This window comes from Paenibacillus sp. 01T443 (genome assembly GCF_056398325.1).
Genome location: NZ_JBFTPE010000010.1, coordinates 253,741 through 280,621, shown reverse-complemented (window position 1 = coordinate 280,621; position 26,881 = coordinate 253,741). Strand labels below are relative to the sequence as shown.

At 47.0% G+C, this 26,881-nt stretch carries 17 protein-coding genes; 12 read left to right on the top strand and 5 right to left on the bottom strand.

Features of this window, described 5'->3' with window-relative positions; all coding sequences use genetic code 11:
* Positions 1 to 13 precede the first annotated feature (13 nt).
* The gene (locus tag AC1DLI_RS20820) at positions 14 to 1,750 is read right to left on the bottom strand and encodes a sensor histidine kinase (protein WP_477605989.1); all 1,737 of its coding nucleotides are present in this window, start codon (positions 1,748 to 1,750) and stop codon (positions 14 to 16) included.
* A gap of 328 nt (positions 1,751 to 2,078) precedes the next feature.
* Between AC1DLI_RS20820 and AC1DLI_RS20815 the strand changes: the two genes are divergently transcribed.
* The 5 genes from AC1DLI_RS20815 (at position 2,079) to AC1DLI_RS20795 (ending at position 7,415) form a co-directional block, all read left to right on the top strand.
* The gene (locus AC1DLI_RS20815) at positions 2,079 to 3,008 is read left to right on the top strand and encodes an ABC transporter permease (RefSeq protein WP_477605987.1); all 930 of its coding nucleotides are present in this window, start codon (positions 2,079 to 2,081) and stop codon (positions 3,006 to 3,008) included.
* A gap of 84 nt (positions 3,009 to 3,092) precedes the next feature.
* On the top strand, positions 3,093 to 3,941 hold the full coding sequence (locus AC1DLI_RS20810) for a carbohydrate ABC transporter permease (protein WP_374992207.1): 849 nt from the start codon (positions 3,093 to 3,095) through the stop codon (positions 3,939 to 3,941).
* Positions 3,942 to 4,006: 65 nt separating this feature from the next.
* Positions 4,007 to 5,596: an extracellular solute-binding protein gene (locus AC1DLI_RS20805; protein WP_477606126.1), complete on the top strand. Its 1,590-nt coding sequence runs from the start codon at positions 4,007 to 4,009 to the stop codon at positions 5,594 to 5,596.
* A gap of 24 nt (positions 5,597 to 5,620) precedes the next feature.
* Positions 5,621 to 6,349: a ThuA domain-containing protein gene (locus AC1DLI_RS20800; RefSeq protein ID WP_477605985.1), complete on the top strand. Its 729-nt coding sequence runs from the start codon at positions 5,621 to 5,623 to the stop codon at positions 6,347 to 6,349.
* A 16-nt stretch (positions 6,350 to 6,365) separates the two neighbouring features.
* Positions 6,366 to 7,415, top strand: a complete 1,050-nt coding sequence (locus tag AC1DLI_RS20795; protein WP_477605983.1) for a Gfo/Idh/MocA family protein — start codon at positions 6,366 to 6,368, stop codon at positions 7,413 to 7,415.
* Between the two features lie 1,115 nt (positions 7,416 to 8,530).
* On the opposite strand, the gene AC1DLI_RS20790 is transcribed toward AC1DLI_RS20795, so the two are convergent.
* Complete coding sequence (locus AC1DLI_RS20790) at positions 8,531 to 9,496, bottom strand: hypothetical protein (RefSeq protein WP_477605981.1); 966 nt, start codon at positions 9,494 to 9,496, stop codon at positions 8,531 to 8,533.
* Positions 9,497 to 9,718: 222 nt separating this feature from the next.
* Between AC1DLI_RS20790 and AC1DLI_RS20785 the strand changes: the two genes are divergently transcribed.
* Positions 9,719 to 10,876 carry an MFS transporter gene (locus tag AC1DLI_RS20785; RefSeq protein WP_477605979.1) on the top strand — a complete coding sequence of 386 codons (1,158 nt, stop codon included), beginning with the start codon at positions 9,719 to 9,721 and terminating at the stop codon, positions 10,874 to 10,876.
* 1,585 nt (positions 10,877 to 12,461) lie between these two features.
* On the opposite strand, the gene AC1DLI_RS20780 is transcribed toward AC1DLI_RS20785, so the two are convergent.
* Together AC1DLI_RS20780 and AC1DLI_RS20775 are read right to left on the bottom strand one after the other, a co-directional pair.
* Positions 12,462 to 13,334, bottom strand: coding sequence for a carbohydrate ABC transporter permease (locus tag AC1DLI_RS20780; protein ID WP_477605977.1), 873 nt, complete (start codon positions 13,332 to 13,334; stop codon positions 12,462 to 12,464).
* A gap of 15 nt (positions 13,335 to 13,349) precedes the next feature.
* Positions 13,350 to 14,252 (bottom strand): ABC transporter permease, encoded by a 903-nt coding sequence (locus tag AC1DLI_RS20775; RefSeq protein ID WP_477605975.1) that lies wholly within the window; start codon positions 14,250 to 14,252, stop codon positions 13,350 to 13,352.
* Positions 14,253 to 14,443: 191 nt separating this feature from the next.
* Here AC1DLI_RS20775 and AC1DLI_RS20770 point away from each other — a divergent pair, with 191 nt between their 5' ends.
* The 5 genes from AC1DLI_RS20770 (at position 14,444) to AC1DLI_RS20750 (ending at position 24,833) form a co-directional block, all read left to right on the top strand.
* Positions 14,444 to 16,228 carry a sensor histidine kinase gene (locus AC1DLI_RS20770; protein WP_477605973.1) on the top strand — a complete coding sequence of 595 codons (1,785 nt, stop codon included), beginning with the start codon at positions 14,444 to 14,446 and terminating at the stop codon, positions 16,226 to 16,228.
* Between the two features lie 31 nt (positions 16,229 to 16,259).
* Positions 16,260 to 17,867: a response regulator gene (locus AC1DLI_RS20765; RefSeq protein ID WP_477605971.1), complete on the top strand. Its 1,608-nt coding sequence runs from the start codon at positions 16,260 to 16,262 to the stop codon at positions 17,865 to 17,867.
* 106 nt (positions 17,868 to 17,973) lie between these two features.
* The gene (locus tag AC1DLI_RS20760; RefSeq protein ID WP_477605969.1) at positions 17,974 to 19,665 is read left to right on the top strand and encodes a type 2 periplasmic-binding domain-containing protein; all 1,692 of its coding nucleotides are present in this window, start codon (positions 17,974 to 17,976) and stop codon (positions 19,663 to 19,665) included.
* Between the two features lie 165 nt (positions 19,666 to 19,830).
* Complete coding sequence (locus AC1DLI_RS20755; protein ID WP_477605967.1) at positions 19,831 to 22,356, top strand: GH39 family glycosyl hydrolase; 2,526 nt, start codon at positions 19,831 to 19,833, stop codon at positions 22,354 to 22,356.
* A 206-nt stretch (positions 22,357 to 22,562) separates the two neighbouring features.
* The gene (locus AC1DLI_RS20750) at positions 22,563 to 24,833 is read left to right on the top strand and encodes a glycoside hydrolase family 3 protein (protein ID WP_477605965.1); all 2,271 of its coding nucleotides are present in this window, start codon (positions 22,563 to 22,565) and stop codon (positions 24,831 to 24,833) included.
* Positions 24,834 to 24,910: 77 nt separating this feature from the next.
* On the opposite strand, the gene AC1DLI_RS20745 is transcribed toward AC1DLI_RS20750, so the two are convergent.
* Positions 24,911 to 25,222: a DUF1801 domain-containing protein gene (locus AC1DLI_RS20745; RefSeq protein ID WP_477606124.1), complete on the bottom strand. Its 312-nt coding sequence runs from the start codon at positions 25,220 to 25,222 to the stop codon at positions 24,911 to 24,913.
* A 375-nt stretch (positions 25,223 to 25,597) separates the two neighbouring features.
* Here AC1DLI_RS20745 and AC1DLI_RS20740 point away from each other — a divergent pair, with 375 nt between their 5' ends.
* Complete coding sequence (locus AC1DLI_RS20740; protein ID WP_477605963.1) at positions 25,598 to 26,704, top strand: glycoside hydrolase family 88 protein; 1,107 nt, start codon at positions 25,598 to 25,600, stop codon at positions 26,702 to 26,704.
* Positions 26,705 to 26,881: the final 177 nt, after the last annotated feature.

Genomic DNA, 26,881 nt, shown 5'->3' with positions numbered 1-26,881 from the left:
GGCTTTGCTCCTTTCACAGCTTTTCCTGCGGGGGATGAGGAAGGTATAACGTAACGCAAGCGCCGCCGGAAACCGCATTGGAAAATTGGATTCTCGCCTTGCTGTGATACAAGTAATCCATTCGCTCCAGCGTGTTCATGATACCGATATGATTACCGTCTGACTGATCCAAAGGCATACCGTTCTCCAGCCGCTCCAATATTTCCCGGGTAAACCCGGGGCCGGTATCGGAGATACGGATGACAGCCAGCTCTTCCTCCGAATCCGTTTTCAGCTCGACAGCCAGCTGGATTTGCACCTCAGTTACCCGAGAAACGGCGTATTTCACCGAGTTCTCGATAAAAGTTTGGAGGACAAGCGGCGGGATTTTCATATGGCCCGTACCGTCAGCTTGGTCAATGCGGAACGTGAACGCATCCCGGTAACGGTGTTTTTGAATTTCCAAATAAATGCGGACATGGTTAATCTCATCTTCCAGCTTCACGAAATCCTGCCCGTTCTGAAAGATATAACGGAAATAATTCGATGTGGAAATGCTCATGCTCTGAATTTCCTCGTACATTTGCATTTGGGCCATACTATAAATATTCGTTAAGCAGTTCAGAAAAAAGTGGGGCTTGATCTGCAATTTCATATATTCTAGCTGAATTCTTTGTTTCTCCAGTTTATGCTCGTAAATATCGATTTTAAAAATTTTAATTTGCTCGAGCAGATTTTTAAACAGCTTGTTCGCATATTCCAGCTCGACGATTTTGTTCATTTTGAGATCGAGCGGCTTGCTGTCCTCGTTAAACTGCGTCAAATTATATGAAAACTTTTTTAGGGGCCTTAGGATTAGAATATTGAAATAGACCATAAGCCCGCATATGGAACAAGCGACAATGGCAGCCAAGAGCATAATGAGCAGCTGGGCGATCATTATTTTTTCAAATGCACCGAATTTCATGAGCATCTTCACGCCGAAGGTCGCATTTGCAAATTGTCCGCTGACGGTGGTTTTGGTTTGCGTAAAGTCCAGAAGGGACTTCTTTTCCGCGTCCTTCCGGGCCGCCGCTTCTTCCTCATTTTTCGGGTTAACGATGATGTCTCCGTTCTGATCTACCAAGGAAACAAGGCCGTTGCTTTCTTGATCGATCTGCTGCAAGGGACGGATTAGGTTATCAGCGGAAATCAGGCAAATCATGTAGCTTTCATAATAAGGCACGATATTAATGACAAAATACTGATCATTTATGAGAATTGGAGACCAATTGGAATAAAACTTTTCTAACAGGTTTTTATCTTGAACATAGGTGAAAACCTGTTTTTTTAATTCCAGATAATCGGGATAGATAAGGCTTGTTGGCGCGGAATTCAAAAAATATTGCTGGTCTTTTAAGTAGACAAAGAAATTGTATTTTTGATTATAATTTTTTTGAAGCTCGGAAAAACGCTTATACAGCTCTGTATTTGCCTTAATAAACTCGGTATCGTCGGGACGGTGCTTATTCATGGTTTTTACGTTGTCATCGTTTGCAAGCGTCCAGCCCATATATTGGTTGATATTGGAGAAATCAAGATTGATGCGATCGATGTACATATTAGCCGTATCCTGCAAAAATCGGGTGGTTTGCTGCTTAACGATTGAAATCGCCGAAATGCTGATCAGACAATCCAATACCAATACAGAGATTAATATCAAGAGCATCACTTTTACATAGTGCCTAATCGGATAGGATTTGCCCGCCGTTGGTTTTTTCATATGTCTCATTTCGAGTCCTTTCATTCCGGATTAGCTGAAAAAGCGGCTATATCTGTTCGTAAATCCTATTATAAAGCTAATGCAGAGCAATTAGACATATCGATTCTCCGGTTTTTGATCCAAAGTCCGAAAAGAAACATAGAAAGTCTGGATAGTGTTATCGTCAAGGTTATCATCACGATTTGCAGGATAAGCCTATCCCCCTATATCCGCATAAAAGTCCGAATAACCGTTTAGTGAAGTCCGCATTGTTAAAAAAGAAGGATCTATAATAAAGAGGTAGAGAGAGCGATTGGAAAACATGGACCGAGAAAGAAGAAGGATGGGGGTAAACGCTTTGAAAACCAGCCAATTAAACATCAATATGCTGCATACAATCGGCCGGATAAGAAAGAACTGGGGCTTGTACATCCTGCTGCTGCCTGCCGCAGTGCTGCTTCTGCTATTTTCGTATAAGCCGATGTACGGCGTGCTGATTGCTTTTAAAGATTACAGTCCTGCTTTAGGAATAATGGAAAGCCCTTGGGCGGGATTCAAGTATTTCGAGAAATTTTTCAACTCCTATCAATTTTCGATCACGATTAAAAATACGCTGATCATTAGCCTTTACAGCATAGCCACCTTTCCGATCCCGATTATGCTTGCGCTGATGATCAATCAAATGCGCGTAAACCGTTTTAAGCAAGTGTTCCAGACCGTTACCTACATGCCGCATTTCATTTCTACTGTAGTCATGGTCGGTCTGATCCTGATCTTATTTTCGCCTGGCAACGGTCTCCTCGGAAATATTTATCGACTATTTGGAGCAGAAGCCCCTAACCTGATGGGATCGGCCCAATTGTTCACCAGTGTTTACGTTTGGACGGATGTTTGGCAGCATACCGGTTGGGACAGCATCATTTATATTGCAGCCCTATCGGCAGTCGATCCGAGCCTTTACGAAGCGGCAAAGGTGGATGGAGCGAGCCGCTGGCAGAGAATTCGGTATATTGATTTGCCCATGCTGCTCCCGACGGCTATCACTTTGCTGATCCTTCGGATCGGGGGACTGCTTGGCGTTGGATTTGAAAAGGTGTATCTCATGCAGAACAATCTGAACATTTCCTCCAGCGAGGTCATTGCGACCTATGTATATAAAATCGGGATGCTCAGCAGCCAGTACAGCTTTTCCTCGGCCATCAATCTGTTCAATACAATCATTAATTTCATATTGCTGATTCTAGTCAACCAAATGGCGAAAAAATACAGCGAAAACAGCCTGTGGTAACAGAAAGGAAGGATCATGATGAATGCACTGGAAGCGGCGGCGAAACCGGTCGTACAGAAGGGAAAAAGGCGTACCCTGGACGTCATGGAAATGTTGATATACTTGTTTGCGGGACTGATGCTGATCATCATCGTTTATCCGATTTACTTTATCGTGATGGCGTCATTCAGCGATCCGTCTGCAGTCGCAAACGGCCAGATGTGGTTTTTTCCGAAAGGCTTTACGCTCGATGGCTATCAGGAGCTGCTAAAACATTCTAACATTTGGATAGGCTACAAAAATACGATTCTGTATACGGCCGCAGGGACGTTAATCAGCTTGGCGATCAATGTCTCGGCTGCGTATGCGCTCTCCAGAAAGGACCTTGTCGGCCGCAAAGCCATTACGATGTTTTTTATCTTTACGATGTTTTTTAACGGCGGCTTGATCCCTACCTTCCTGACGATCCGAGACTTTCATATGTATGACACGTTTCTCGTCATGGTACTGCCTTTCTCTGTTGCCGTATTCAATATCATCGTGGCGCGTACATTTTTCCAGTCCAGTATTCCCGGCGATTTGTGGGAAGCCGCGCAGCTCGACGGCTGCGGCAACCTGAAATATTATGTTCAAATCGTTTTGCCGCTGTCCAAAGCGATCCTTTCGGTTTTGGCGCTTTGGACGGCCGTAGGGTATTGGAATTCCTATTTTAACGCGCTGATTTATTTGAAGGATCAGGATCTGTATCCCCTGCAGCTTGTTCTGCGGAACATCCTGATTACGAACCAGATGCAGTCGAGCATGGGGACGGGCGAAGCGGCGGTCGTTGCCCTGCGTCTGGCCAACCTGATGCGCTACTCCGTCATCATCGTCTCTACGCTGCCAATTATGTGCATGTATCCGTTCGTACAAAAATATTTCAACCAGGGGGTGATGATTGGCGCCGTGAAGTAAACCTGCCATTTGAAGATCAAAATAGGTTGAGGGGGAATTTTTGAATGGGTATCCAATCGAAAACAATGGGAAAAAGACGTTTGGTTATATTGCTTTTGAGCTTGATCATGCTATTCAGTCTTATCGGCTGCGCCGGCAAAGAGGAGAATGCTCCGGCAGACAAAGGCTCCGATTTTAACAAAGAAGGACTGCCGATCGTAACGGCTCCTGTCACGCTGGACGTGTTGACCGTTCGTTGGGGCAATATGGGGGATACGTTCAAAAGTAATAAATGGCTGCAGGATCTTGAAAAAGAGAGCAACGTAAAAATCAATTGGCAGGTGATGTCCTCCAATGACTGGGGCGAGCAAAAGTCCATCATGCTGGCCAGCGGAACGCTTCCGGATATCATACTTGGCGATAACGTATTTTCGGATTCCGATATCGTAAACAACTTATCCTATTTCCTTCCGCTTGATGATTATATCGATGAGTATATGCCTAATCTTAAAGCTGCTTTGTTAGAAACGCCGGAGATGAAGAAAATCAGCACGTTTCCGGACGGGAAGATGTATTCGCTGCCCGCAAGACTGCCTTCGCGGCCTATGACTACGATGCAGCCTGTCATCAATAAAGCATGGCTTGATCGCCTGGGTTTAGAAGTGCCGAGCAATATCGAGGAACTTTACAATGTGTTCAAAGCGTTCAAAGAAAAAGACCCGAACCAAAACGGAAAAGCGGATGAAATTCCTTTTAGCGGTTCGGTAGACATCAGCATGGATTTTCTGAACCCTTTCGGCATAACGGACTTGAACGGAAACAGCATGATGCTTAAGGATGGCGAGCCTACATTCTATCCCGCTGCAAACGAATACAAAGAGGGGCTCAAATGGGCGCATAAATTGTATTCGGAAGGCTTGATCGATCAGGAGCTGTTCACGCAGGACAACACCATGTCTTCGGCGAAGCAGCAAAATCCAGATGCTGCCCTCATCGGTTTCTCCAATCAGTGGATACCAGATGCCGTCTTCGGCAAATGGAAGGATGAATATGCGACAATTCCGTCAATTGCAGGTCCGGACGGTAACCGTTACCAAACGGGGGATCCGGTAGGCTTAAGCTTGAGACGTAACGAGCTGTTGATCACGACCTCCAGCAAACATCCAGAAGTTGCGGCACGTTGGGCGGACCAGTTCTACACCAATGAAGCAAGCATTCAAAATTTCTGGGGTGCAATCGGCACGGTTATCCAGAAAAATGACGACGGCACTTACGCACTAATGTCTCCGCCGGAAGGCACAAGCGCGGATGCTTGGTACTGGGATCAATCCTTACGGGATTTTGGCCCGAAATACGTAAGCCCTAGCTTCGAGAAAAATATCATTCTAGACGAGAAGACCGGTGACGGACTGAAGCTCGTGATTGATAAGCTCAGCAATGAGTATGTGACCGAGCCATTCCCGAATGTTATGTACAGCGCGGAAGAATTCCAGGAGCTGCCTACGCTTACTACGGATATCGACAGCTATGTTAAGACGACCCGCGCCCAGTGGATAACGAAAGGCAATATCGACGAAGAATGGGACGCGTATATCAAACAGCTTAATGCAATGGGACTTAAACGGCTTGTAGAGATTCGTACCGACGCTTATCAGCGTTACTTAGACGTCAAGTAATAATCATGAAGGAGCATGCTAGCGATGGTAAAGGTAACGGTATGGAATGAAAATCGCCACGAGCGGACTAATCCGCTCGTAGGTGAAATATATCCGGATGGCATTCATGGCACGATTGCCGGATTTTTAGCGGAAGCCGGTTATGAAGCGGGAACGGCTACGCTCGATGATCCGGAGCACGGTTTGACGGATGAGGTTTTAAATCGGACAGATGTACTCATTTGGTGGGGGCACTTGGCGCATCATGAGGTTGATGAGGCCATCGTCGAGAAGATTTATGGACGGGTGTTGAAGGGGATGGGACTCATTGTTCTGCACTCCGGACATGCGTCGAAAATTTTCGCAAAACTGCTTGGTACGCCGACAGGTCAATTGAAGTGGCGTGAAGCAGACGAAAAGGAACGAATATGGGTGATTGATCCGGCCCATCCGATCGCTTCAGGGCTTGGCGAATATATCGTGCTTCCCCAGGAAGAGATGTACGGCGAGCATTTCAATATACCGTCACCTGACCAGTTGGTATTCATCTCTTGGTTTGAAGGCGGCGAAGTGTTTCGCAGCGGCGTTACGTACCACCGGGGGCAAGGGAAAATCTTCTATTTCCGTCCGGGCCATGAGACGTACCCGACCTACCACAATAAGGAGATTCAAAAGGTAATCATCAACGGCGTACGCTGGGCAGCGCCAAGTCATACCTGCGAACCCGTTTACGGCAATGCGTCTCCGCTGGAACCGATTCGGCCGAAGGCTTAAGAGAGGAGAGAGAAAGATGAGAAAGTTCCGGATCGGTTTGATTGGTTTGGGGGGAATGGCCCAAGAGCATATAAGGTGGATGAACGCCGAAGGCCGTTTTGAGATTGTTGCCGTGAGCGACGTATATGAAGAAGCGCTCTCCAAAGTGGGGGAACAGCTCGCAGTCGCTCCCGACAAGAGATATTCCGACTATAACCGCCTGATTGAAGACACGGACGTTGACGCCGTAGTTTCGGTAACGCCAAACAACGTCCATGCGGAAATTGTCCGTGCTTGCCTTCAGGCGCGGAAGCCGTTCATGGCAGAAAAACCGTTTACCCGCGTATTTGAAGAAGCCGTGCAGCTGCTGGAATTGTACGAACAGCAGCCGATTCCGGCGATGCTCGCCTTTACGTACCGCTACACGCCGGCTTTCCGGTATGCAAGGGAACTCGTGCGGGAAGGGAAAATTGGTGCCGTTCGCAGCTTCTCTATTCAGTATTTACAGGGATGGGGCGCGGCACCAAACAATGTTCCCTATATATGGCGGTTTAACAAAGAGATAACCGGTACGGGCACGCTTGGCGATTTAGGTTCGCATATGATCGATATGGCGCGCTTTCTCTTTGGTGAATTCGAGGAGCTGACGGCGCAGCTGCATACCATAATTGCCGAACGCCAGGATCCGGCAAGCGGGAACAGGGTCAAAATCGAGGTCGACGACTTTGCAAGCTTCCAGGCCCGGATGTCGGGTGATGCCATGGGCGTATTCCAGACGACACGCAATGCCATCGGGTCGGGTAATCAGCACGAAGTTTCCATCTACGGGGATTCCGGTACGATTCATGCTTCAACGCTGCGTCCGGATCACTTGGATTGGGTTCGCGAGGAAGCGCCCGGACAGCTCGCTAAGACCGTGATCGAAGTGCCAAAGCATTGTAAAGTAACGCAATACGCCGATTTCACCGCATTGCTCGAGGGGAACATACCCGATGGACTGCCGACATTTATGGACGGCTACCGCAACCAACAGATATTGGACGCCATTGTCAGGGCAAGTGAATCGAAAACAGCCATTCATCTATAAGTTCATGCTCAAACACGATGATCCGGTTCAGCGGTGTGAGAAACAGAATTCAGAGAAAGCAGCCTGCTCCTTGTAGAGCGGCTGTTTTTTTTGTATGCTAATCCATTCCTGCCATTAGCCTCAGCTTACTAAAAAAAATAAGTATGATTAGGACCGCTATCCCCAAAGTGGTCAGACCTGCTTGAGCGAATGGCGTCATCAGAACGACTTATATCTGCTCGGAGAGAACGTGGCTTATCGCCCGGAATGCTAGTCGTAGTCTTTTAAAACAGATGCAAATACAGTGAAGTTTATACAACAGATGCAGATACAGTGTAGTTTGAACAACAGTTGCAGGTACAGTGTGGTTTGAACAACAGATGCAGATACCGCGTAGTTTGAACAACTGTTGCCGATACAGTGTGGTTTGAACAACAGATGCAGGTACAGTGTAGTTTTACAACAGTTGCCGATACAGTGTAGTTTGAACAACAGATGCAGGTACAGTGTGGTTTGAACAACAGATGCAGGTACAGTAGTTTGAACAACAGTTGCAGATACCGTGTGGTTTGAACAACAGATGCAGATACCGTGTAGTTTGAACAACAGTTGCAGATACCGTATGGTTTGAACAACAGATGCAGATACAGTGTAGTTTGAACAACAGTTGCAGGTACAGTGTAGTTTGTACAACGGAAATCCGTCTGAAGCAGTATAATCCACTCTACATTGTAGTTTTTACAATAGAATCGTTCAATTGGGGCTCTTTTACCGGTTAGGAGGTGATTTCTGTTGTATTTTCTGCAACGTAGCCTCTCGACTGGGGCCCCATGTGAGAATTCTGTTGTACTTTATGCATTAGAATTTAGCGCAAGTGCTACTGAGTTGTTTGCCGCATTGCCTTCAATAATGGAGAAATGAGAAAAATAATTCATGAGGGCAGCAAAACAAAGAAGATGACTCTGAGAGGCGTCGCTAAGCCGCAAGAATCATCTTTTTAAAATTATAAGAATTTATAAATTATTACTTATATACTTATAAGTCTGTTTCCATATGTCCGCGGAACGAGCTTTTGCCGATTAGGACGGCATCAGCCGTTTACGCTTAGGCACTTCTTATGCTGATTGTTTAGAAGGCTACCAAGCATGAGTGGATTGATTGTCAGGTTTTGCTGCATTCCATGCGGCTACAGCGTCGCGAAGCGTGTTATTGCCTCTCGGGATCAACCATGAGCCATTGGTAACCTTATTTCCGGCATCGGAGCCTGCGCTTCTCTTAACATGAAGAAAATTGGTAGAGGTTGGCACCGGATGGTAATGGATTTCAATAGGGTAGACGTGTATTTGCGGCATGCCCGGAACGGAATTGTCTGAGATTCTCACCGTGGCGTAAATATATACGGTATCCGCTTTTACTTCTATGCTTCCCTCCGTTATGGTCGCAGAGGCTGGTTTTCCTTTAATCCAGGCTTTAATGATGGGATTGGTAGCTACCTTTTCAATGTCGACAGCCTGTTGAACTGTCTTCGGTGCCCCGGTGAATAGGGTAGCAGCAAGATTAACCTTAGGCGGTTTTTTCTTCTTTTCTTTTTTCGGCGTTGCTACGGCTTCAGTTTTTGATTCTTCCGCTTTTTTTGGTTCGGGTTTAGGGGCGGAGGCTTCTTCTGCGGCTTTTGCTGTTCGAATCTCTTTCGTTTTCTCCGCTTTAATAACGAGAGCATTAATACTGCTTTCCAATACAGTGAGATCGTCGGCAAGTTCTAATAACCGATCAAAGCTCTCATCGTGGTAGTGATATAACTGAGAATGTACACCAAGCTTGCTTCCGTATAGCTCCCGCAATTTCTTGAATTTTTTAGTATCTGTTTTAGGAACATCAGCTTCGGTCATTCTCTGAATCGGTTTCGCTGAAGCATCGGCTTTCATCAGCTGCCGCGCGGCGCCGTTCCCGATGGTTCGCTGTAGTTGAATGAGCTGTGCCGCTGTATAACCTCCATTAGAAGCGGATGCAAGCTGCATAGGATGAGACGCTGGTGAAGAATGGTCTTGTTGCGATACAGCCGCCTGCTTTTGAGCCGGCTGCGGCGTAATTGTGTTTTTCAAAAGTCCGCCTCCTAGTATCCGAATACCATTGGCTATTCATAGATTTACAGTAACATAATATGGTAAGTGTCTCAATGCAACTGCGCTTGACTTCTTGCTGCCTGCGAACAGTTAGGGATTGGCGGCTAATCTGTTATACTAAACAAAATTAATCAGTGTCCTCATTGGAATAAATTTAAAGGTCACTGCTGATTCAATAAAATGCGAGGAGCTTTCAAGTTGATGCAAGCCTTAAGATTATTACGAAGCTTTAACTTTCTGTACTTTGCTTTACTCTCCATGTTTATTACGTTTTTGCCTGTCTATCTAGATGAACAGGGCTTAAGACCGGCGCAAATTGGCTTCATCATTGGTACGGGAGGCTTTGTTACGATAATCACCCAGCCGCTGTGGGGAATTATTAGCGATAGAACGAAGACGATTCGCAAAATATTGCTGCTGCTGCTTGTACTATCCAGCATTATTGGTTATGCGCTCTACAGCTCCAGCCATTTTATATTGCTTATTTTGTTTGCGATGCTGATGTATTTTTTCCTAATGCCGATTGATCCATTGACGGAAAGCCTTAACTTCTCGGTATCCGAGGCTTCGGGCGTCAGCTATGGCTCGATCCGTACGTATGGTGCCTTGGGTTACGCTGTCACCTCGCTGCTCACGGGCTATGTGATGTCTTATTTCGGAGCGAACAGTCTTGCTTTGCTATTTGCTGCCATTGGCGTTATTAGCTTTGCCGTAAGCTGGCTGATGCCGGATGTTCCCGTTACAGGCAAGCCGGTTACGTTGAGCTCCCTGAAGCAATTCATTGGCAATAAAGAAACGCTTATGTTTCTCGTGCTAATATTTGTATGTTCGGTCCCGGCACGGATGAACGATACGTTTCTCGGCATTTACATCCGGGAGCTGGGAGGAACCCCCGAGCTGGTCGGACAGGCTTTTTTTCTGGCGGCGGGTAGCGAGATCTTGGTATTTGCTCTAAGCTTCTGGTGGCTGCGCAAGGGTAAAGAAATGCTGCTAATATCAATCTCTGCTGCGTTTTTCTTTATTCGGTTTTTCATTTCGGCGTGGATCACCGATCCGCATATGTTAGCGTATTTACAAATTTTGCAGCTGCTGACGTTCCCGGTCTTTTATTCCGCAGCGATTCAATATCTGTACCGAATCGTACCGGTGGAATGGCGGGCTACGGGTCAAACGGTGCTGGCGCTGCTCTTCTTCGGCGTATCGGGCATTCTAGCCTCCTATTTAGGAGGCTCCATCTATGGCCTATTCGGTGCCAAAACGCTATACCTAACGATAGCGGGGATGTCTTTTGCCGGTATGCTGTTTGGTCTGGTTTTGTACCGGGTGTATGAAAAGAAGGGAAAAGCGGAAGCGGTATAAAGCTAAAGCCACTGCTGTAACTGTGGAGAAGATTGGGGCTTCCGGTCAATTTTGATGCTTGCGGAAGTAATAGGGAGACAAAGGCGAATGCTGAAGCTTCTCCTGTTCGAAATGTCTCTAAAGCGAATGCTGTCTCCTCTGGTTCGACTTCTCACCTTCGTTCTTTCGTCTTGTTCTATTCTTTTTTTATTTAGATGGAATTTCTCCCTTTAAAATGATGAGAAGCGGCGAATTTAATCAATTAGATGGAATTTCTCCATCTAATTCTAAGGAAACAATAGAATATGGTGAAAACCACTGAATTAACAGGAGAAATTCCATCTAATCTGATTTGTGGACTGAAACGCGGTCATTTAACTGGAGAAATTCCAGCTAATCGATTGGACGGAGAAGCAAGCGGTAAGAAGCAACGGAGTAGAGGTTAGGGAGTAGCAGTTAAGGAGTAGCGGTTAAGGAGTAGGGGTTAAGGAGTAGGGGTTAAGGAGTAGAGATTAAGGAGTCGCAGTTAAGGAGTAGCAGTTAAAGAGTAGCGGTTAAGGAGTAGWGRTTAAGGAGTAGCAGTTAAGGAGTAGCAGTTGAAGAGTAGAAGTTAAGRAGTAGAAGTTAAGAAGAAGAGGTTAAGGAGTAGCAGTTAARGAGTAGMRGTTWAGGAGTAGAAGTTAAGGAGTAGCAGTTAAAGAGTAGYGGTTAAGGAGTAGTGGTTAAGGAGTAGTGGTTAAGGAGTAGCAGTTAAGGAGTAGAAGTTAAGGAGTAGCAGTTAAAGAGTAGTGGTTAAGGAGTAGTGGTTAAGGAGTAGCAGTTAAGGAGTAGCAGTTGAAGAGTAGAAGTTGTTAAGGAGTAGAAGTTAAGGAGTAGCAGTTAAAGAGTAGCGGTTAAGGAGTAGTGGTTAAGGAGTAGCAGTTAAGGAGTAGCAGTTGAAGAGTAGAAGTTAAGAAGTAGAAGTTAAGAAGAAGAGGTTAAGGAGTAGMAGTTAAGGAGTAGMAGTTGAAGAGTAGAATTTAAGGAGTAGAAGTTAAGAAGAAGAGGTTAAGGAGTAGCAGTTAAGGAGTAGAAGTTAAGAAGAAGAGGTTAAAGAGTAGCAGTTAAGGAGTAGCAGTTAAAGAGTAGCAGTTAAGGAGTAGGGGTTAAGGAGTAGATTAAGCAGTAGAAGTTAAGTAGTAGAGATTAAGGAGAAAAAGTTAAGCAGTAGAAATTACGTAAGTAAAGCAGTAGAAACAAGACAAGTAGAGCTAAGAAGTAGAAGCTATGCGGCAAAAGCGAAGCAGTAGAATCAAAGCAGTATAAGCAAAGCAGTAGAATCAAAGCAGTATAAGCAAAGAAGTAGAAGTCAAGCAATATGAAACATAATCATCTTGAATTCAAACGATAGATGCAAAAATAAAACAACCAACATGCCGCAAAGGCATGTTGGTTGTTTTTGTTTCCTGCTCTTTCACTAATTTGAATGCCAGCATAGTCGTCCGCCGGCTGTTCGGTCCGACAAAGGCGGTGAAGCCGCCGCATCGCTGTAATGAGTGAGGTCGGAGTGTTAGTAGCGGAGCTGCTATTCCTGTTAAAGTGAAGCTGCTGCTCCTACAGTCTGCCGTTATTCCTTTACCGCGCCAATGACAATCCCTTTGACAAAGTAGCGCTGCAGGATTGGATAGACGAGCAGGATGGGCAGGGCGCCGATGAAAATTTGCGATGCCCGAAGCGTGCGCTGGGATTTGTTCGCAACGATTGACGGATCGAACTTGCTCATATCCGCCTGTACGATTACGGTCTGCAGGAAGCTTGCAAGCGGAAGATCCATCGATTCCTTGATATAGATCAAGCCGTCGAAATAAGCGTTCCAATGCATAACCATCGTGAACAACGAGATCGTCGCAATCGCCGGCATGGAGATCGGAAGGTAAATCGAGACAAAGCTTCTCAAGTGGCTGGCGCCGTCAATGAAAGCAGCTTCTTCAAGCTCTTTCGGCACGGTGCGGAAGAAGTTGAGCAGCAGAATAACGTTATATACCGATACCGTGACTGGAAGAATAAGCGCCATAAGCGTGTTCATAAGTCCAAGCTTGAGAATGAGAATATAACCTGGAATCAATCCGCCGCTGAAGAGCATCGTTACGACGAAATACCATAAATAAATGTTCCGCGCCCGGAAGATGCGGGTTTCTTTGGATAGGGCATAGGCGGCCACGGCGTTCACGGCCATGGCAAGCGCCGTACCGAGAATGGTCCGCTGCACCGATACCCAAAGGGAAGACAAAAAGTTGGCGTTCTCGAAGGTTTTGGAGTAAGCCTCGAAGGTGAAGCCAACCGGCCAAAAAGTAACAAGTCCGGCATTAGCCGGAGCGGACGAGCTTAAGGACACCATCAGCAAATGATACAACGGCAGCAAACAGATAACCGAGATGACGGTGAGCAGCACATTGTTGAAGAGGCTGAATATGCGGTAAGACATGGTTTTGTGATACATGAGCAGTCACCCTTTCTAGAAGATCCTGTAGCCGGCGAATTTATAGGCAAGACGGTAGGAGATAACGATCAGGATTAAGCTGATCAAGGATTTGAAGAAGCCGACAGCCGTCGCAAAGCTGAATTGTCCGCTAAGCAAGCCTTCACGGTACACGAATGTGTCAATAATATCGCCTTGCTGATAGATGAGCGGGCTGTAAAGGTTGAACACTTGGTCGAAGTTGGCGTTAAGCACGTTGCCGAGCGCGAGCGTAGCGACAACGATGAGAATCGGGATAAGCGCAGGTATCGTAATATGCATCGTTTGCTTGATCCGGTTCGCTCCGTCGACCTCGGCCGCTTCGTACAATGCCGGATTTATGCCAGCAAGCGCCGCGAGGATGATAATCGTATTAAAGCCAAATTCCTTCCATACATCGCTGAAAATAATCGTGAACCGGAACCAGAAACCGTCACCCAGGAAGAAAATCGGCTTTATGCCAAATACATTCGAGAGGAACTGGTTGATAAGCCCGGTCTGGGCAAGCACATCGATCAGAATGCCGGAGAGCGTAACCCAAGAAAGAAAGTGTGGCAAATAGACGAGCGTTTGGATCGATCTTTTGAGCCCCATATTCCGTACCTCGTTAAGCAGCAAGGCAAAAATAAACGGAATGATCAAGTTCATAATGATCTTGGAGCAGGCGAAAAATAACGTATTCCACGTAATTTGCAGAAAATATTCATTCTCGAGCATGTAACGGAAATGTTTAAGTCCGACCCATGGCGAGCCGGATATACCGAGCCCGGCCTTATAATCCTGAAACGCCATGACAAGCCCGGACATGGGAAGATAAGCAAAAATGAAGACCAGCAGCACGGCTGGCAGCACCATCAAATGAAGCATCCATGGCTGCTTATAGCCGCTGTTTTTTTTCATTTTCTGGGCAGCTTTAGGGTTTAGTTGCAATAGGGTATTAGAGTCCATAATTCTCCCTTTCCGTAAAATCATATTTGTGTAACACTTGAAACCCTGATATAAATAGTAACAAAGTCCATCCGCACGAAACTATAAGACAATGTTAGGATTCATAGGTTTTTGTTAGGCAGATCAGCCGGGGGGATCGAAAAATGGTACTACGCCAAAGCGCAGCGTTTGTAAAAAAGAAGATGGGGCCGAGGTACAGCCTTTTTGCCAAAATGAATATTTTGATTCTGGTCCTTTTTATTCCGATCATCATTCTGTTCGCTTATTCCAACGAAATCGCAACGAATATTATCAGCAAGGAGCTGCGGGCTTCCAACATGAAGCAGCTTTCCTTTCTGTCCAGCCAAATCGATTCGCGGATCGATCAAACGGTCGATTTCGTCATTACGTTCTCAAGGGACCCGAATGTCGAGAAATTCAACGGGTTAAACATTTGGGACGATCTCTATGACCGGATGCAGACGAGATATGTCGTGCAGGAGAAGATGATGCTGCAGTCGGGCATAGCGAATATTTGGCCGGTTACGTATACGGTTTATTCACAGCAAAACAAAGAAGCGATATCCAACAATAAGGATACGATCAAATACGACGAGGCTTATTTGAACAACAATATGACGGGAGAATGGACATACGGCGACGGCAGGGAGAGCGTGCCGGACGACCAAAAATCGTTCCATTGGTTTTATACCGATTCCTTTGGTCATCAAGGCGCGCTTAAAGGCAGCAATCTAGTCGTACAAGCGAGCTTTGGCCATGAGAATATCGAGAATATGCTGGATACTTATAAAGCGGGGGGACAAGGGGATCCGATCTTTTACCGCAAAGGCAAACCGCCGATCCTGAACCGCAGCGCTTCCAAGGAGCTTGCAGGAGAACTGGTTCGTTTTCTCGATGGAAGGCAGCTTGATGCAACCGAGCAGGAGATTGTCCGTTTGGACGGTAAAAACTATTTGGTAAGCGCGGTGAAATCGCCGCAGCTCAATTGGTATTTGGTCGACATCGTGCCGCTGGACCAGATGCTCGGACCGATATCGTTCAGCCGGAATCTCTTTTATTTGTCGATGGCTTTGCTGTTCGCGATCGGGATATCCGCATCCGTACTGCTTTACAGGAACGTGCAGCGTCCGATCATCAAGCTGATTCGCGGCTTGCAGAGCGTGCAGCGCGGAGATTTCTCGGTACAGATCAAAGAGAATGTCAACAACGAGTTTGCCTTTCTCTTTTACCGGTTCAATGAAATGTCGCGGCAAATTCAGGATCTGGTCGAGAAGGTGCTCGGCGAGAAGCTGAGGGCAAGGGAAGCGACGCTGAAGCAGCTGCAGGCGCAGATCAATCCCCATTTTCTCTATAACTGCCTGGGCTATATTATTAATATGGCACAGATGAAAGAGGAGGAGGCGGTCGTATCGATGGCTTATAATTTAAGCGCTTATTACCGCTATACGACTCGAATGGAACGGCAAACCGGCTCCGTGGAGGAAGAAATCAAGCTGATCGTCAATTATTTGGACATTCAGAAGCTGCGCAACGAAAGAATTTACTATACGATCGATATACCGGATGAGCTGCTAAAGCAGCAGGTTCCTCGTTTGCTGATCCAGCCCGTTGTGGAAAATGCCGTCATTCATGGCGTTGGCAAAACCTATTCTTCGGGTGAAATTCGTATTCGGGGCGAGGTTTCGGGAGGTTTATGCAAAATATATATCGACGACGACGGTCCCGGCATGAACCCGGAGCAGCAGGACGCGCTTAACCGGAAAATGAAGGAGCCGCTGCAGGAGGAGATGGGCTGCGGCCTTTGGAATACCAATCAAAGAATTATGCATCAGTTTGGAGAAGGGTCTTATCTCTATTTTACCAAATCAATTTTAGGGGGATTTCGAACCGAAATCATCTGGCAGATGCCCCTCGAAGAAGAGCTGTGACATCATCCCAACATACAAGGAGATCCATTACATGCAAATGATCATAGTAGATGATGAAGCCCACTGGGTAGATAATTTATCGATGCACAAGCCTTGGCATACGCTCGGTATTGAACAGGTTCATAAAGCTTATTCCGCGCAGGAAGCGCTGCAAATTATAGCGACCCAGCCGATTGATATTATCATATCTGATATTTTAATGCCTGAAATGACAGGGATAGAGCTCATAGAGAAAATCCGAGCCAGCGATAAGAGAATCAAATGCATTATTTTATCCGGGCATTCGGATTTTGAATATGCGAAGGAGGCCGTGCGGCATCAAGCCATTGAATACTTGCTGAAACCGCCGACCGATCAAGAATTGTTCGGAGCAGTCAAGAAGGCGATCGAACAACTGAAAGCGGAATGGGAGAGCATCAGCTCTCATGAACGTACGGAATATACGCTGCGGGAGAACCTTCCGCTGCTGCGGGGACAGCTGCTGCTTGATGCGCTGCGCGGAACGAGGTTTCCCGCCGACGAGTGGAGCAGAAAGCTGGAAAATTACCATTTGCCGATCCGGTTCGGGGATTGCGCGCTGCTACTCGTCCGTTTGGAGGAGGAGTTCGGGCAGTACCGCAACAACGGCCAGCAGCTGATGGAATATGCGATAATCAACATTGCGGAAGAAATTTTCGGCGAATTTACGGAGGTTTGGGGAGTCAGGGAGGAGCATGGCTATTTGGCTTTCCTGCTTCAGTTCAAGGGAGACGATCCAGCAATCAGGAAGGAAATGCTGCTGGAGAAGCTTGCCGTGCAGCTGCAGGCGAAGGTCAAACAGTTTTTGAAAGGTTCACTCTCGATTGTCATCACGGAGCCGTTCCGTTTTCCCGAGCAGCTTGCGGATGTTTACCGGAAGGCTGCCGCTTCCTTTCGCCAAATTGTCGGGGATGAACGTGAATTCGTCATGCGTGTCAGCGACCTGGAGCAAACGGTATCCGAGGGCGCTTTGGATGCGATCCACAGCCCGCCGTCTTTGAACAATCTGCTGGAAGCCGGGCGCTGGGACGCGGTGGAAGAAAAGCTGCGGCTAGTTTTCACGGAGCTTGATCACAAATGGTCCGATTCCTGGGAGCACTGCATGGAGGCCGGTTTTCTGATCGCGTCGGCATTTACGCACTACGCGCATCGAAACGGGTATTCGCTGGCCAAGCTTTTAGGAGAGGACATGGAACTATTACAGAGGGGGGAAGCTTTCAGCTCCATCAGCAAGCTGCGTAATTGGTCTATGATGGGACTTGGCAAGCTGAAAGTGGGAACAGCCAATGAGGTGAACGACATCCGTTCCCATTATGTGAAGAAGGTTCAGGCGTTTACTGAAAAAAATCTTCACCTGGATGTGTCATTGCGCGCGCTAGCCGATCATGTGAACCTGCATACGACGCATTTATCCAAAATTTATAAAATCGAAACCGGCGAAGGAATTAGCGATTACGTGTCCCGGCTTCGTATGGAACGGGCCTGCCATCTGCTGAAAACGACCGACAAAAAGGTATATGAAATCAGCGCGGAAATCGGATATTTGGAGCCGGCTTACTTCATCAAGGTGTTCAAACGCCAGTTTGGCGTGACGCCGCAGGATTATCGGATCGGCTCCTAACAACATGACAGAGTCCTATGGAAACTAACAAAGTCATATAGATGCCCTCCCCTGCTGCTTGGTAAAGTAGCTTATGTGATCATCTTACTTCAAAGGGGACTGAAACATGAATAAACTTAGAAAAGCATGGGTGTTGCTCATCGCTATGGCCTTCATCGTAAGTGCTTGCAGCGGAAATACCGGCAAGAACGAGAATAAAGGCACAGAGAATACCGCGACGAATACAGCGACGAATACAGCCGCTGAGTCAGAGTCTGATACCGCGTTTGCAAAAGGCAAATATGATCCGCCGATTGAAATCAGCACGGTCATTATGCCGAGAAAGTATACCAATGGCGACACCAAGGAAAACAATGTGCATGACCGCTGGATGCTGGAGCAGTTCGGTATGAAGCATAAGGATACTTGGTATCCGGCAGGAAACGACCAATACAAGCAGAAGCTTCAGCTCGCGATTGCCTCTGGCGAGAAACTTCCGGATTTCGTCTTTGTGCCGACCGACCCGATCTTGACGAATCAGCTTATCGATTCCGGACAATTTTTGCCGATTGGCGAGCTGTTTGATAAATATGCGAACCAAACATGGAAAGACCATGCCGCGCAGCATCCGGAATTATGGTATCCCTTCACGAAGGACGGCAAGAAGTGGAATGTACCGATTCTAGAATATACCGATAATGATGACACGCTCTTGTGGCTGCGCGAGGATTGGATGGAGAAGCTGAACCTGGAAGCTCCTAAAACGATTGCGGACCTCGATAATATTTTGGACAAATTTAAAAATCAGAATCCAGACGGACTCGCTGCTAAGGACGTGTATCCGCTCGCGATTTCTTTGAAGAACAACACGAATACGTGGATGGGCTCGCTCGACTGGCTTTATGGCGCATATGGCGCGGTGGAAGAGCAATGGAACAAGGACGCAAACGGCAATCTTGAGTACGGTTCTGTTAACCCGGGAGCGAAGCAAGCGCTCGCCAAGCTGAAAGAATGGATGGAAAAAGGTTATATTCATCCGGATGCAGCTTTGTGGGACGAAGGAAAAACAGCTGAAATTTGGACAAACGGAAAAGCGGGCGTTCTGCCAGGCGCGAACTGGGTTCCTGACTGGCCGGCACCGGATCTGCTCAAAAACGTAAAAGGCTCTAAATACAAAGCATATCCGATCCCGGCAGGTCCAGATGGCCTCATCGGTACGAAATGGCAAAATTCAGGCGTAAACAGCAGCTTTATGATTAACAAGGATGCCGAGCATCCGGAAGCGTTCTTCCTGTATTACAATTACCTGCTCGATAATTTGGCTAACCCTGCAGCCGGAAGCAAATTCGAATACGGTTTTGCCAAAGGGTATGACTGGGATGAAGTGGATGGACAACCGACCAACAACAAAGACAAAATCAAAGACTTTAACAATGAGTTTGCCTTTATTACCGGTCCGGCTCGTATCCCAGACCTTTATATGAAAACACTGGTTAAGCTTGCAGACGGCGCGGCACCGGAAACGCCTTATGAGAAGCAGACTGCTGAATTCCGTAAACCGGAGAACTGGTATTCCGCAAAAGTCGTGATGTCGCAGATCGATATCCGCAAGCAAAACTTCTTCACAGGCGCGGCGACACCAACGATGATTTCAAAATGGAGCCTGCTGCGTCAATCCGAGCTGGAGACGTTCAACAAAATCATTTACGGCAAATTGCCGATCGATGCTTTTGACAGCTTCGTGACTAATTGGAAAGCCAACGGCGGAGACCAAATTACGACCGAAGTGAATGAATGGTTCAAGTCGGTATCCAAATAACAAGAGCAATAATAGGGAATAACCAAAGCCAGCAAGATCATCTTAATGATCTTGCTGGCTTTTTCCAATATCGGTTTGAGAATAGGAGCAAAGGCAAGGATATGAGTTATAATTAACCATAAATCGGTGCATTTTTAGAGGGGAAAGATCGAAAGGAGCCATAAGATGGGTAGTTCCATGTACGAGCTGGTAGAGACAGGCACAAAGCTGCAGTTCGACGTTTCGCTGCATAGCGTGAATTATGTACCCAGCCATTGGCATAACAGCGTTGAAATTATTTTTGTGCTGCGCGGAAAGCTGGAGGTTACCGTAGGAGCCGAGAAAACCACGTTATCCGAGGGTGATGTGCTGGTGATCAATTCATGGCATGTCCATGAGGTCATTGGCCGCGATCTCAACATCATTGCAACCTACCAGATCCCGGTCTCCTTTCTTAAAACCTATATCAGCGGGCTGGAGCAGATTCAATTTGATTGTCATTCCAGCCTAATGGGGCCTAACAAAAGAGAAGCTTTGGACCGCATGCGTAAACTGCTTGCCGAAATGGTACAGCTGATTCATAAGAAGGGCGAATCGTATGAGCTGGACATGCAAGTAAGAATGCTGGGTGTCTTATCTATATTAATGAAGCAATTCAAGGCAGAAGCGGTGAGCGGTGCCATGAATGAAAAATATATGGAACGCATGATGCGCATCATTACCTATATTGATGAACATTACAGAGAGCCGGTCTCTCTTCTTGATATGGCAGAGCGCGAGTTTTTGTCGGTACCTTATTTATCCAAGTTCTTTAGTGAAAATATCGGACTGAACTTTCAATCCTATTTGACGAATATACGGCTGAAAAATACGGTAGAAGCGTTATTGCACCATGTAGAGACACCGATTGCCGATTTGGCAATGCAGCATGGTTTTCCCAATGCCAAGTCCTTTTATGCAGCTTTTAAAAACCGGTATGAGATGACGCCAACTGAATACCGCAAACAGTACCGGCCTGACATTTATGAGCAGAAGGAGAAGTGGTCCTCCAATTATTTGGCGTTCAATCAATCGAGCGCGTTGGGCATTATTAATCAATACTTGCAGCGGGGGCATTCCTTTAATCAAGAGCCCGCGCAGCCGCTGCAATCGGTGACGCATCAAGTGGATATGCAAGCAAGCGGCAAGCCGATTAAGCATACTTGGAAAACGGTCATAACGATCGGGAAAGCAAAAGAAGGTCTGCATGCCGATGTACAGCGGCAGCTGCGTGACTTACAGCGGCGATGCCCTTTTTCGAATATCAGATTTCACGGTATCTTTGATGATGCCATGATGATCTATGACGAGGATGAGGCCGGAGAACCTCGCTATAATTTTCGATTTGTAGACCAGTTGTTTGATTTTTTGCTGTCCATTGGCTTAAAGCCGTTTGTAGAATTAGGTTTTATGCCCTCAAAGCTGGCGGCTGATCCAAGCAAGACGGTTTTCTCTAAGGTCAGCTATACGAGTCCGCCCAAATCACTGGACCGATGGTGTGACATGGTTAGTCAATTCGTACGCCACTGCATGAATCGCTACGGAGCAGCGCAAGTGAAAGGCTGGAAATTTGAATTTTGGAATGAACCGGAGTTTTCGGCATTCTGGCCTGCTACTGACGCGGAATATATGCAGATGTACAAACGAACCTACCAAGCGATCAAAAGCATTTCCACCGAGCTCCAAATGGGGGCGCCGGGCCGAATAATCACCCTGGGCACATTCGAGTTTAGTGAAGCCTTTTTCGCTTTCTGCAAACAAAACGATTGCTTGCCGGACTTTATACCGCTGCATTTTTACCCGCATGAGCATATTGAGGACATGATGGACGAACTGGATAACCACCTGCTTCAGCTGCCCTCGTACCGTCAATTGCAGGATCATTTCCGGCGGATCTCCCCTAATCCGAACTATCTGAAGGAGAAGCTCATTCATGAGGTTGGATTACTGCAGGAGCAAGGTCTCGCCGACCGGGAGGTTTATTTGACGGAATGGAACTCAACGGCGTATCACAGGGAATTGACGAATGATACCTTGTATAAAGCCGCGTATATCGTGAAAAATCTTGTAGATAATCTCGATTATATTCAAGGCTTTGGCTATTGGGTGCTGAGTGACAATATCGAAGAAACCGTTGCATCGCCGCAGCTGTTTCACGGCGGCCTTGGTCTAATCGCCCAGCATGGGATTCCGAAGGCAGCCATGTATGCCTATGATTTACTCGCCAAGCTAGGCGATAAGCTGCTTGCACGCGGGGAAGGTTATGTCGTGACAGCCACCGGCAGCAAAGAGTACCAGGTGCTCGTGTATAACTATTGTCACTTTGATGATTTGTATGCGCTCGGAGATACGTCCTTTATTGATGAGACGAATCGCTACAATGGCTTTAAGGACGAGAAAGTATTGAAGATGACCTTTGAGCTAAAGGCTATTCCGAATGGGAAGTATCGCATGATCACGCATCGGATTAATCGAAAACATGGCAGCTCCTATGATAAATGGGTGGAAATGGGGGCCCCAGAGCCGTTATCGGCAGAGGATATCAATTATATAAAGACGGCTTCCGTTCCTCAAAGATCGGTGCAAACGGTCGAAATAGAGTATGGTTTTACTTATCATACGGTGCTGGAGCCGCATGAGGTGGCGCTGGTTGAGCTGACTCCCCTCTATTAAGCAAACCTTCAGCGAATGGGTCATTTTTTAACCTCGAATAATAAGCCTGATTGAAAGGCTTACAAAAACACATTAAAAATGACTATAAAAGTCGACAAGCCGCTGCCTATTTGATAAAGGCAGTTTTGCTTATAATAGGCTTGTAAACGTTATCATTGAATACATGAAAAAGTAAATATGGCTACATAAATGGGAGGATTTCAGCGATGATACAGGATATGACCAAAGAAAAGCTCCAAGATGGCATACGTTATGTTCGCAATGACGGAGGACCAACGCTTGGTTACTCCCTTGCTTCCGGCGTGAAGATTGTGGAGCAGGACGGTTTGTTCTTTAAGGATTTGAATCAAAATGGATCGCTGGACAAATATGAGGATTGGCGTCTGCCTTCAGAGGAGCGGGCGAAGGACCTGGCCTCCCAAATGTCGGTCGAGCAGATCGCGGGGCTGATGCTGTACAGCAGGCATCAATCAATTCCTGCGGCATCCCATGGCTGGTTCTCGAGTACGTATGGCGGCAAAAGCTTTGAAGAAAGCGGAGCAAAGCCTTGGGAGCTTACGGATGAGCAGCTGCAATTTCTAGCTAGGGATCACCTTAGGCATGTATTGATTACTACGGTGCAATCCCCGGAGACAGCGGCGAAATGGAACAATGCGGTACAGTCCTTTGCGGAAGGAACGGGTCTTGGCATTCCCGCAAATAACAGCTCAGACCCTAGACATGGCTCGGATTCCAGCTCGGAATTTAACGCAGGCTCGGGCGGTCACATTTCAATGTGGCCAGAGACTCTGGGGCTGGCTGCAACCTTTGATCCGAAGGTAACTGAGAAATTCGGAGAAATAGCGGCAAAGGAATATCGCGCATTAGGCATTGCCACCGCACTCTCCCCGCAAATTGATATCGCGACCGACCCTCGCTGGTTCCGCTTTAACGGCACCTTCGGCGAGGATTCCAGGCTCTCCGCGGATATGGCGCGTGCATATGTGGATGGATTTCAGAATTCAGCCGGTGACAATGAAATTGCAGACGGCTGGGGCTACGAGAGCGTAAACGCGATGGTGAAGCACTGGCCGGGCGGCGGCTCCGGTGAAGCGGGACGGGATGCGCACTATGGCTGCGGCAAATATGCCGTATATCCGGGGGGGAATTTTGAAGAGCATCTAATTCCATTCGTAGATGGGGCATTTAAGCTGGATGGCAAGACAGGCAAAGCCTCGGCAGTTATGCCATACTATACGATTTCGGTTGATCAGGATGGCGTAAACGGCGAGAACGTGGGTAACTCCTACAATACGTATCTTATTCAGGATCTGCTTCGCGGCAAGTACGGCTATGACGGCGTCGTCTGCACGGATTGGTTAATTACGGCTGATGAAACGCCAAGCAAGGACTCCTTTTTAAGCGGAAAGCCGTGGGGAGTGGAAGGCCTATCCGTAGCGGAGCGCCATTATAAGCTGCTAATGGCCGGCGTCGACCAATTTGGCGGAAACAATGAAATTGCGCCCGTGCTGGAAGCTTACCAAATGGGAGTGGCAGAGCATGGCGAAGCCTTTATGCGCAGCCGCTTTGAGCAATCGGCGGTACGCTTGCTGAAAAATATTTTCCGCCTTGGGCTGTTCGAGAATCCGTACCTGCAGGTGGAAGAGAGTGCGCAAATTGTGGGCAGTCCTGCCTTTATGAGAGAAGGCTATGAAGCCCAGCTGAAATCGATTGTACTGCTCAAAAACAAAGCGCAGCTGCTGCCTCTGCCATTGAAAAGCACGGTATATATTCCGAAGAGATATACCCCGGCAGGGAAGGACTGGTTCGGCTTTCCTACGCCGGAAACGCTGGAGTATCCTGTTAATCTCGATATCGTCCGCAAATACTTTAACGTAACGGAGGACCCTGATGCGGCTGATTTTGCTCTCGTATTCATCAGCAATCCAAAGTCTGGCGTTGGTTACAGCCAAGAGGATACTGATCAGGGCGGTAACGGATACATGCCTATCAGTCTCCAGTATAAGACTTACACAGCTGAGCATGCCCGTGAGCACAGTTTGGCAGGCGATGCGCGAGAAGGCGATGTGCTTAATCGTTCCTATAAAGGCAAAAGCGTAACGGCTCACAATACGAGTGATTTAGATGCGGTACTGGATACAAAGGAGAAAATGAAAGGTAAGCCTGTCGTTGTTTCACTTCTTCTGGCTAATCCGGCTGTCGTCGAGGAGTTTGAAGCGGCGGTTGATGCGATCATTGCTAATTTTGGCGTGCAGGACCAGGCGATCATGGAGGTTTTGACCGGGAACATAGAGCCGTCCGGCCTTCTACCTATGCAAATGCCGGCTAATATGAAGACAGTCGAAGAGCAACTGGAGGATGTTGCGCATGATATGGATTGTCATGTGGATTCCGAGAATAACGTTTATGATTTCGCTTTCGGCTTGAACTGGAGCGGAACGATCCAAGACGCAAGAACTGCGAAATATAAGAAATAATAGATTGCAGTCTATAATAAATGAAAAAACATCGCGAGCTTCGCGATGTTTTTTTGTATCCTATTCTGTTTGATCCCTTAAAGCGAGCTTGATGCTTGAATCAGGAGGTTACTAAGCATAGCGTAGTCCGGCGCTTGTCCCTCGCGAATTTTGATCCATTTTCGTTCAGGCGGTCCTTCGAAAACAACGCCAGCGGGCAGCTCAAGTTCAGCCGTATTAAAAATCATAAAGCTTAACGCATCTTTGGAAGGAGAGATAACGGCCGCGTATTTCCCGTTTTTGAGAAAATGCGGCTTCTTGTATTGAATCCGCTCTGCAGCATCCGGGATAGATTGATGAATCATTTGACGGAGCTCATTGCTAATCTTGATTTGCCAGGGTTGGCCCATACTTTCGATAAATGCGGTAACTTCCGGATTCGTAGAAATCCCGTTCACCTTCTTTGTTAGAATTGGATCAATTTATTTATATATACCATGTCTTGAAGAACAATGTAAAGGATTGTGAAATTTAACATGTTGGTAGAAGCGAAGCGAGAAGATCGTTTTGGAGAAACGAAGTGTTCGCCTTTGCAGCCGGATTCTTACCCTGTAGGGGATAAGAAAATCAAAAAATCTGGCTGCAACAGCGATCGGAAGAATGATTTGCTCGCGCAGCGGCCACAACGCTAAATACAACAAGATATCAACATTTTTAAGCATTAATGCAATACATTTAGCGCTTTCATCCGGCTATAATCAAGAAAAACGGTGGAGGTTGATTAGATGAGCACAGCATATTGGCAGGAAATTATGGACAGACTCGATAAAAAAGTGAMGCGGACGATTGGGCAGATGGGCGATAAATGTCCTCATTTTGCGAAAGAAGACGGAAAATTCGATGATATTGGCACGGACTGGTGGACAACCGGTTTCTGGCCAGGCATGCTCTGGATTATGCATGACATGACGGGCAAGGAGCATTACAAAGAGGCGGCATGGCGCTGGGATGAGGAACTTGAGCAATGGTTCATTAAACCGACGGTAGAGATGCATCATGATGTTGGCTTTCAATTTTTGTCCACAGCGGTCATCAAGCATACGATTACTGGCGACGAGGATGCTTTTCGCCGCGGTATCGAAGCAGCGAACTTTCTGGCGGCAAGATACAATCCTGTAGGCCGATTTATTCGTGCCTGGAATGAAGACAAGTATGGCTGGGTAATCATCGACTGCATGCTAAATATTTCGCTTCTCTTCTGGGCGAGCAAGGTGACGGGTGATCCTCGCTATAAGCATATGGCGACTGCCCATGCGGAAACGACGATGAAGTACGGTATTCGCGAAGACGGTTCAACGAAGCATATTCTTTCCTTTGACGCGGAGACAGGCGCCTATATTGAAAACTTTGGCGGCCAAGGTCTTTCAGCTGAATCCTCATGGAGCCGTGGTACTTCTTGGGGGCTGTACGGCTTCATTAATGCGTATCGCAATACCGGTGATGAGCGTTTCCTGCAAACGGCCAAACGAATCGCGCATTATTTTATTGCGGCCTCGCCAGAGGATTATGTTCCTTATTCTGATTTCCGATTTGAATCAGTGGAAGGCCGATTCCGCGACAGCTCTGCGGCGGCGATAGCAGCTTCAGGCCTGCTTGAGATTGCAGAGGTTGTTCCGGCAGGTGAAAAAGGACTGTATGCGGGAGCAGCCGAGCGCATTTTGCGTTCGCTTACTGAAAATTACGCAACCTGGGAAAACCCAGAGCATGAGGCTATTCTTCTACATGGCTCGAGCAGCGTATCGGCCAACGCTGAAGGCTCCTTAATCTATGGTGATTATTATTACATTGAGGCTGTTGCAAAGCTGAACGGCTGGAAACACCGCATATACTAAGCTTATACGAATAAAAAAGCAGCGTTCCTTGACTATCGGGAAGGCTGCTTTTTCATAGCTCAGCTCCTTTCATCTTGCTGCAAAAACTTCGTTATCTTGCTATTCTATTCGCATATTCGGCCGGACGTCGCCTAGTGATGTATAGTAAGAGGACAAGCGTAAATAAAATAGGCATCG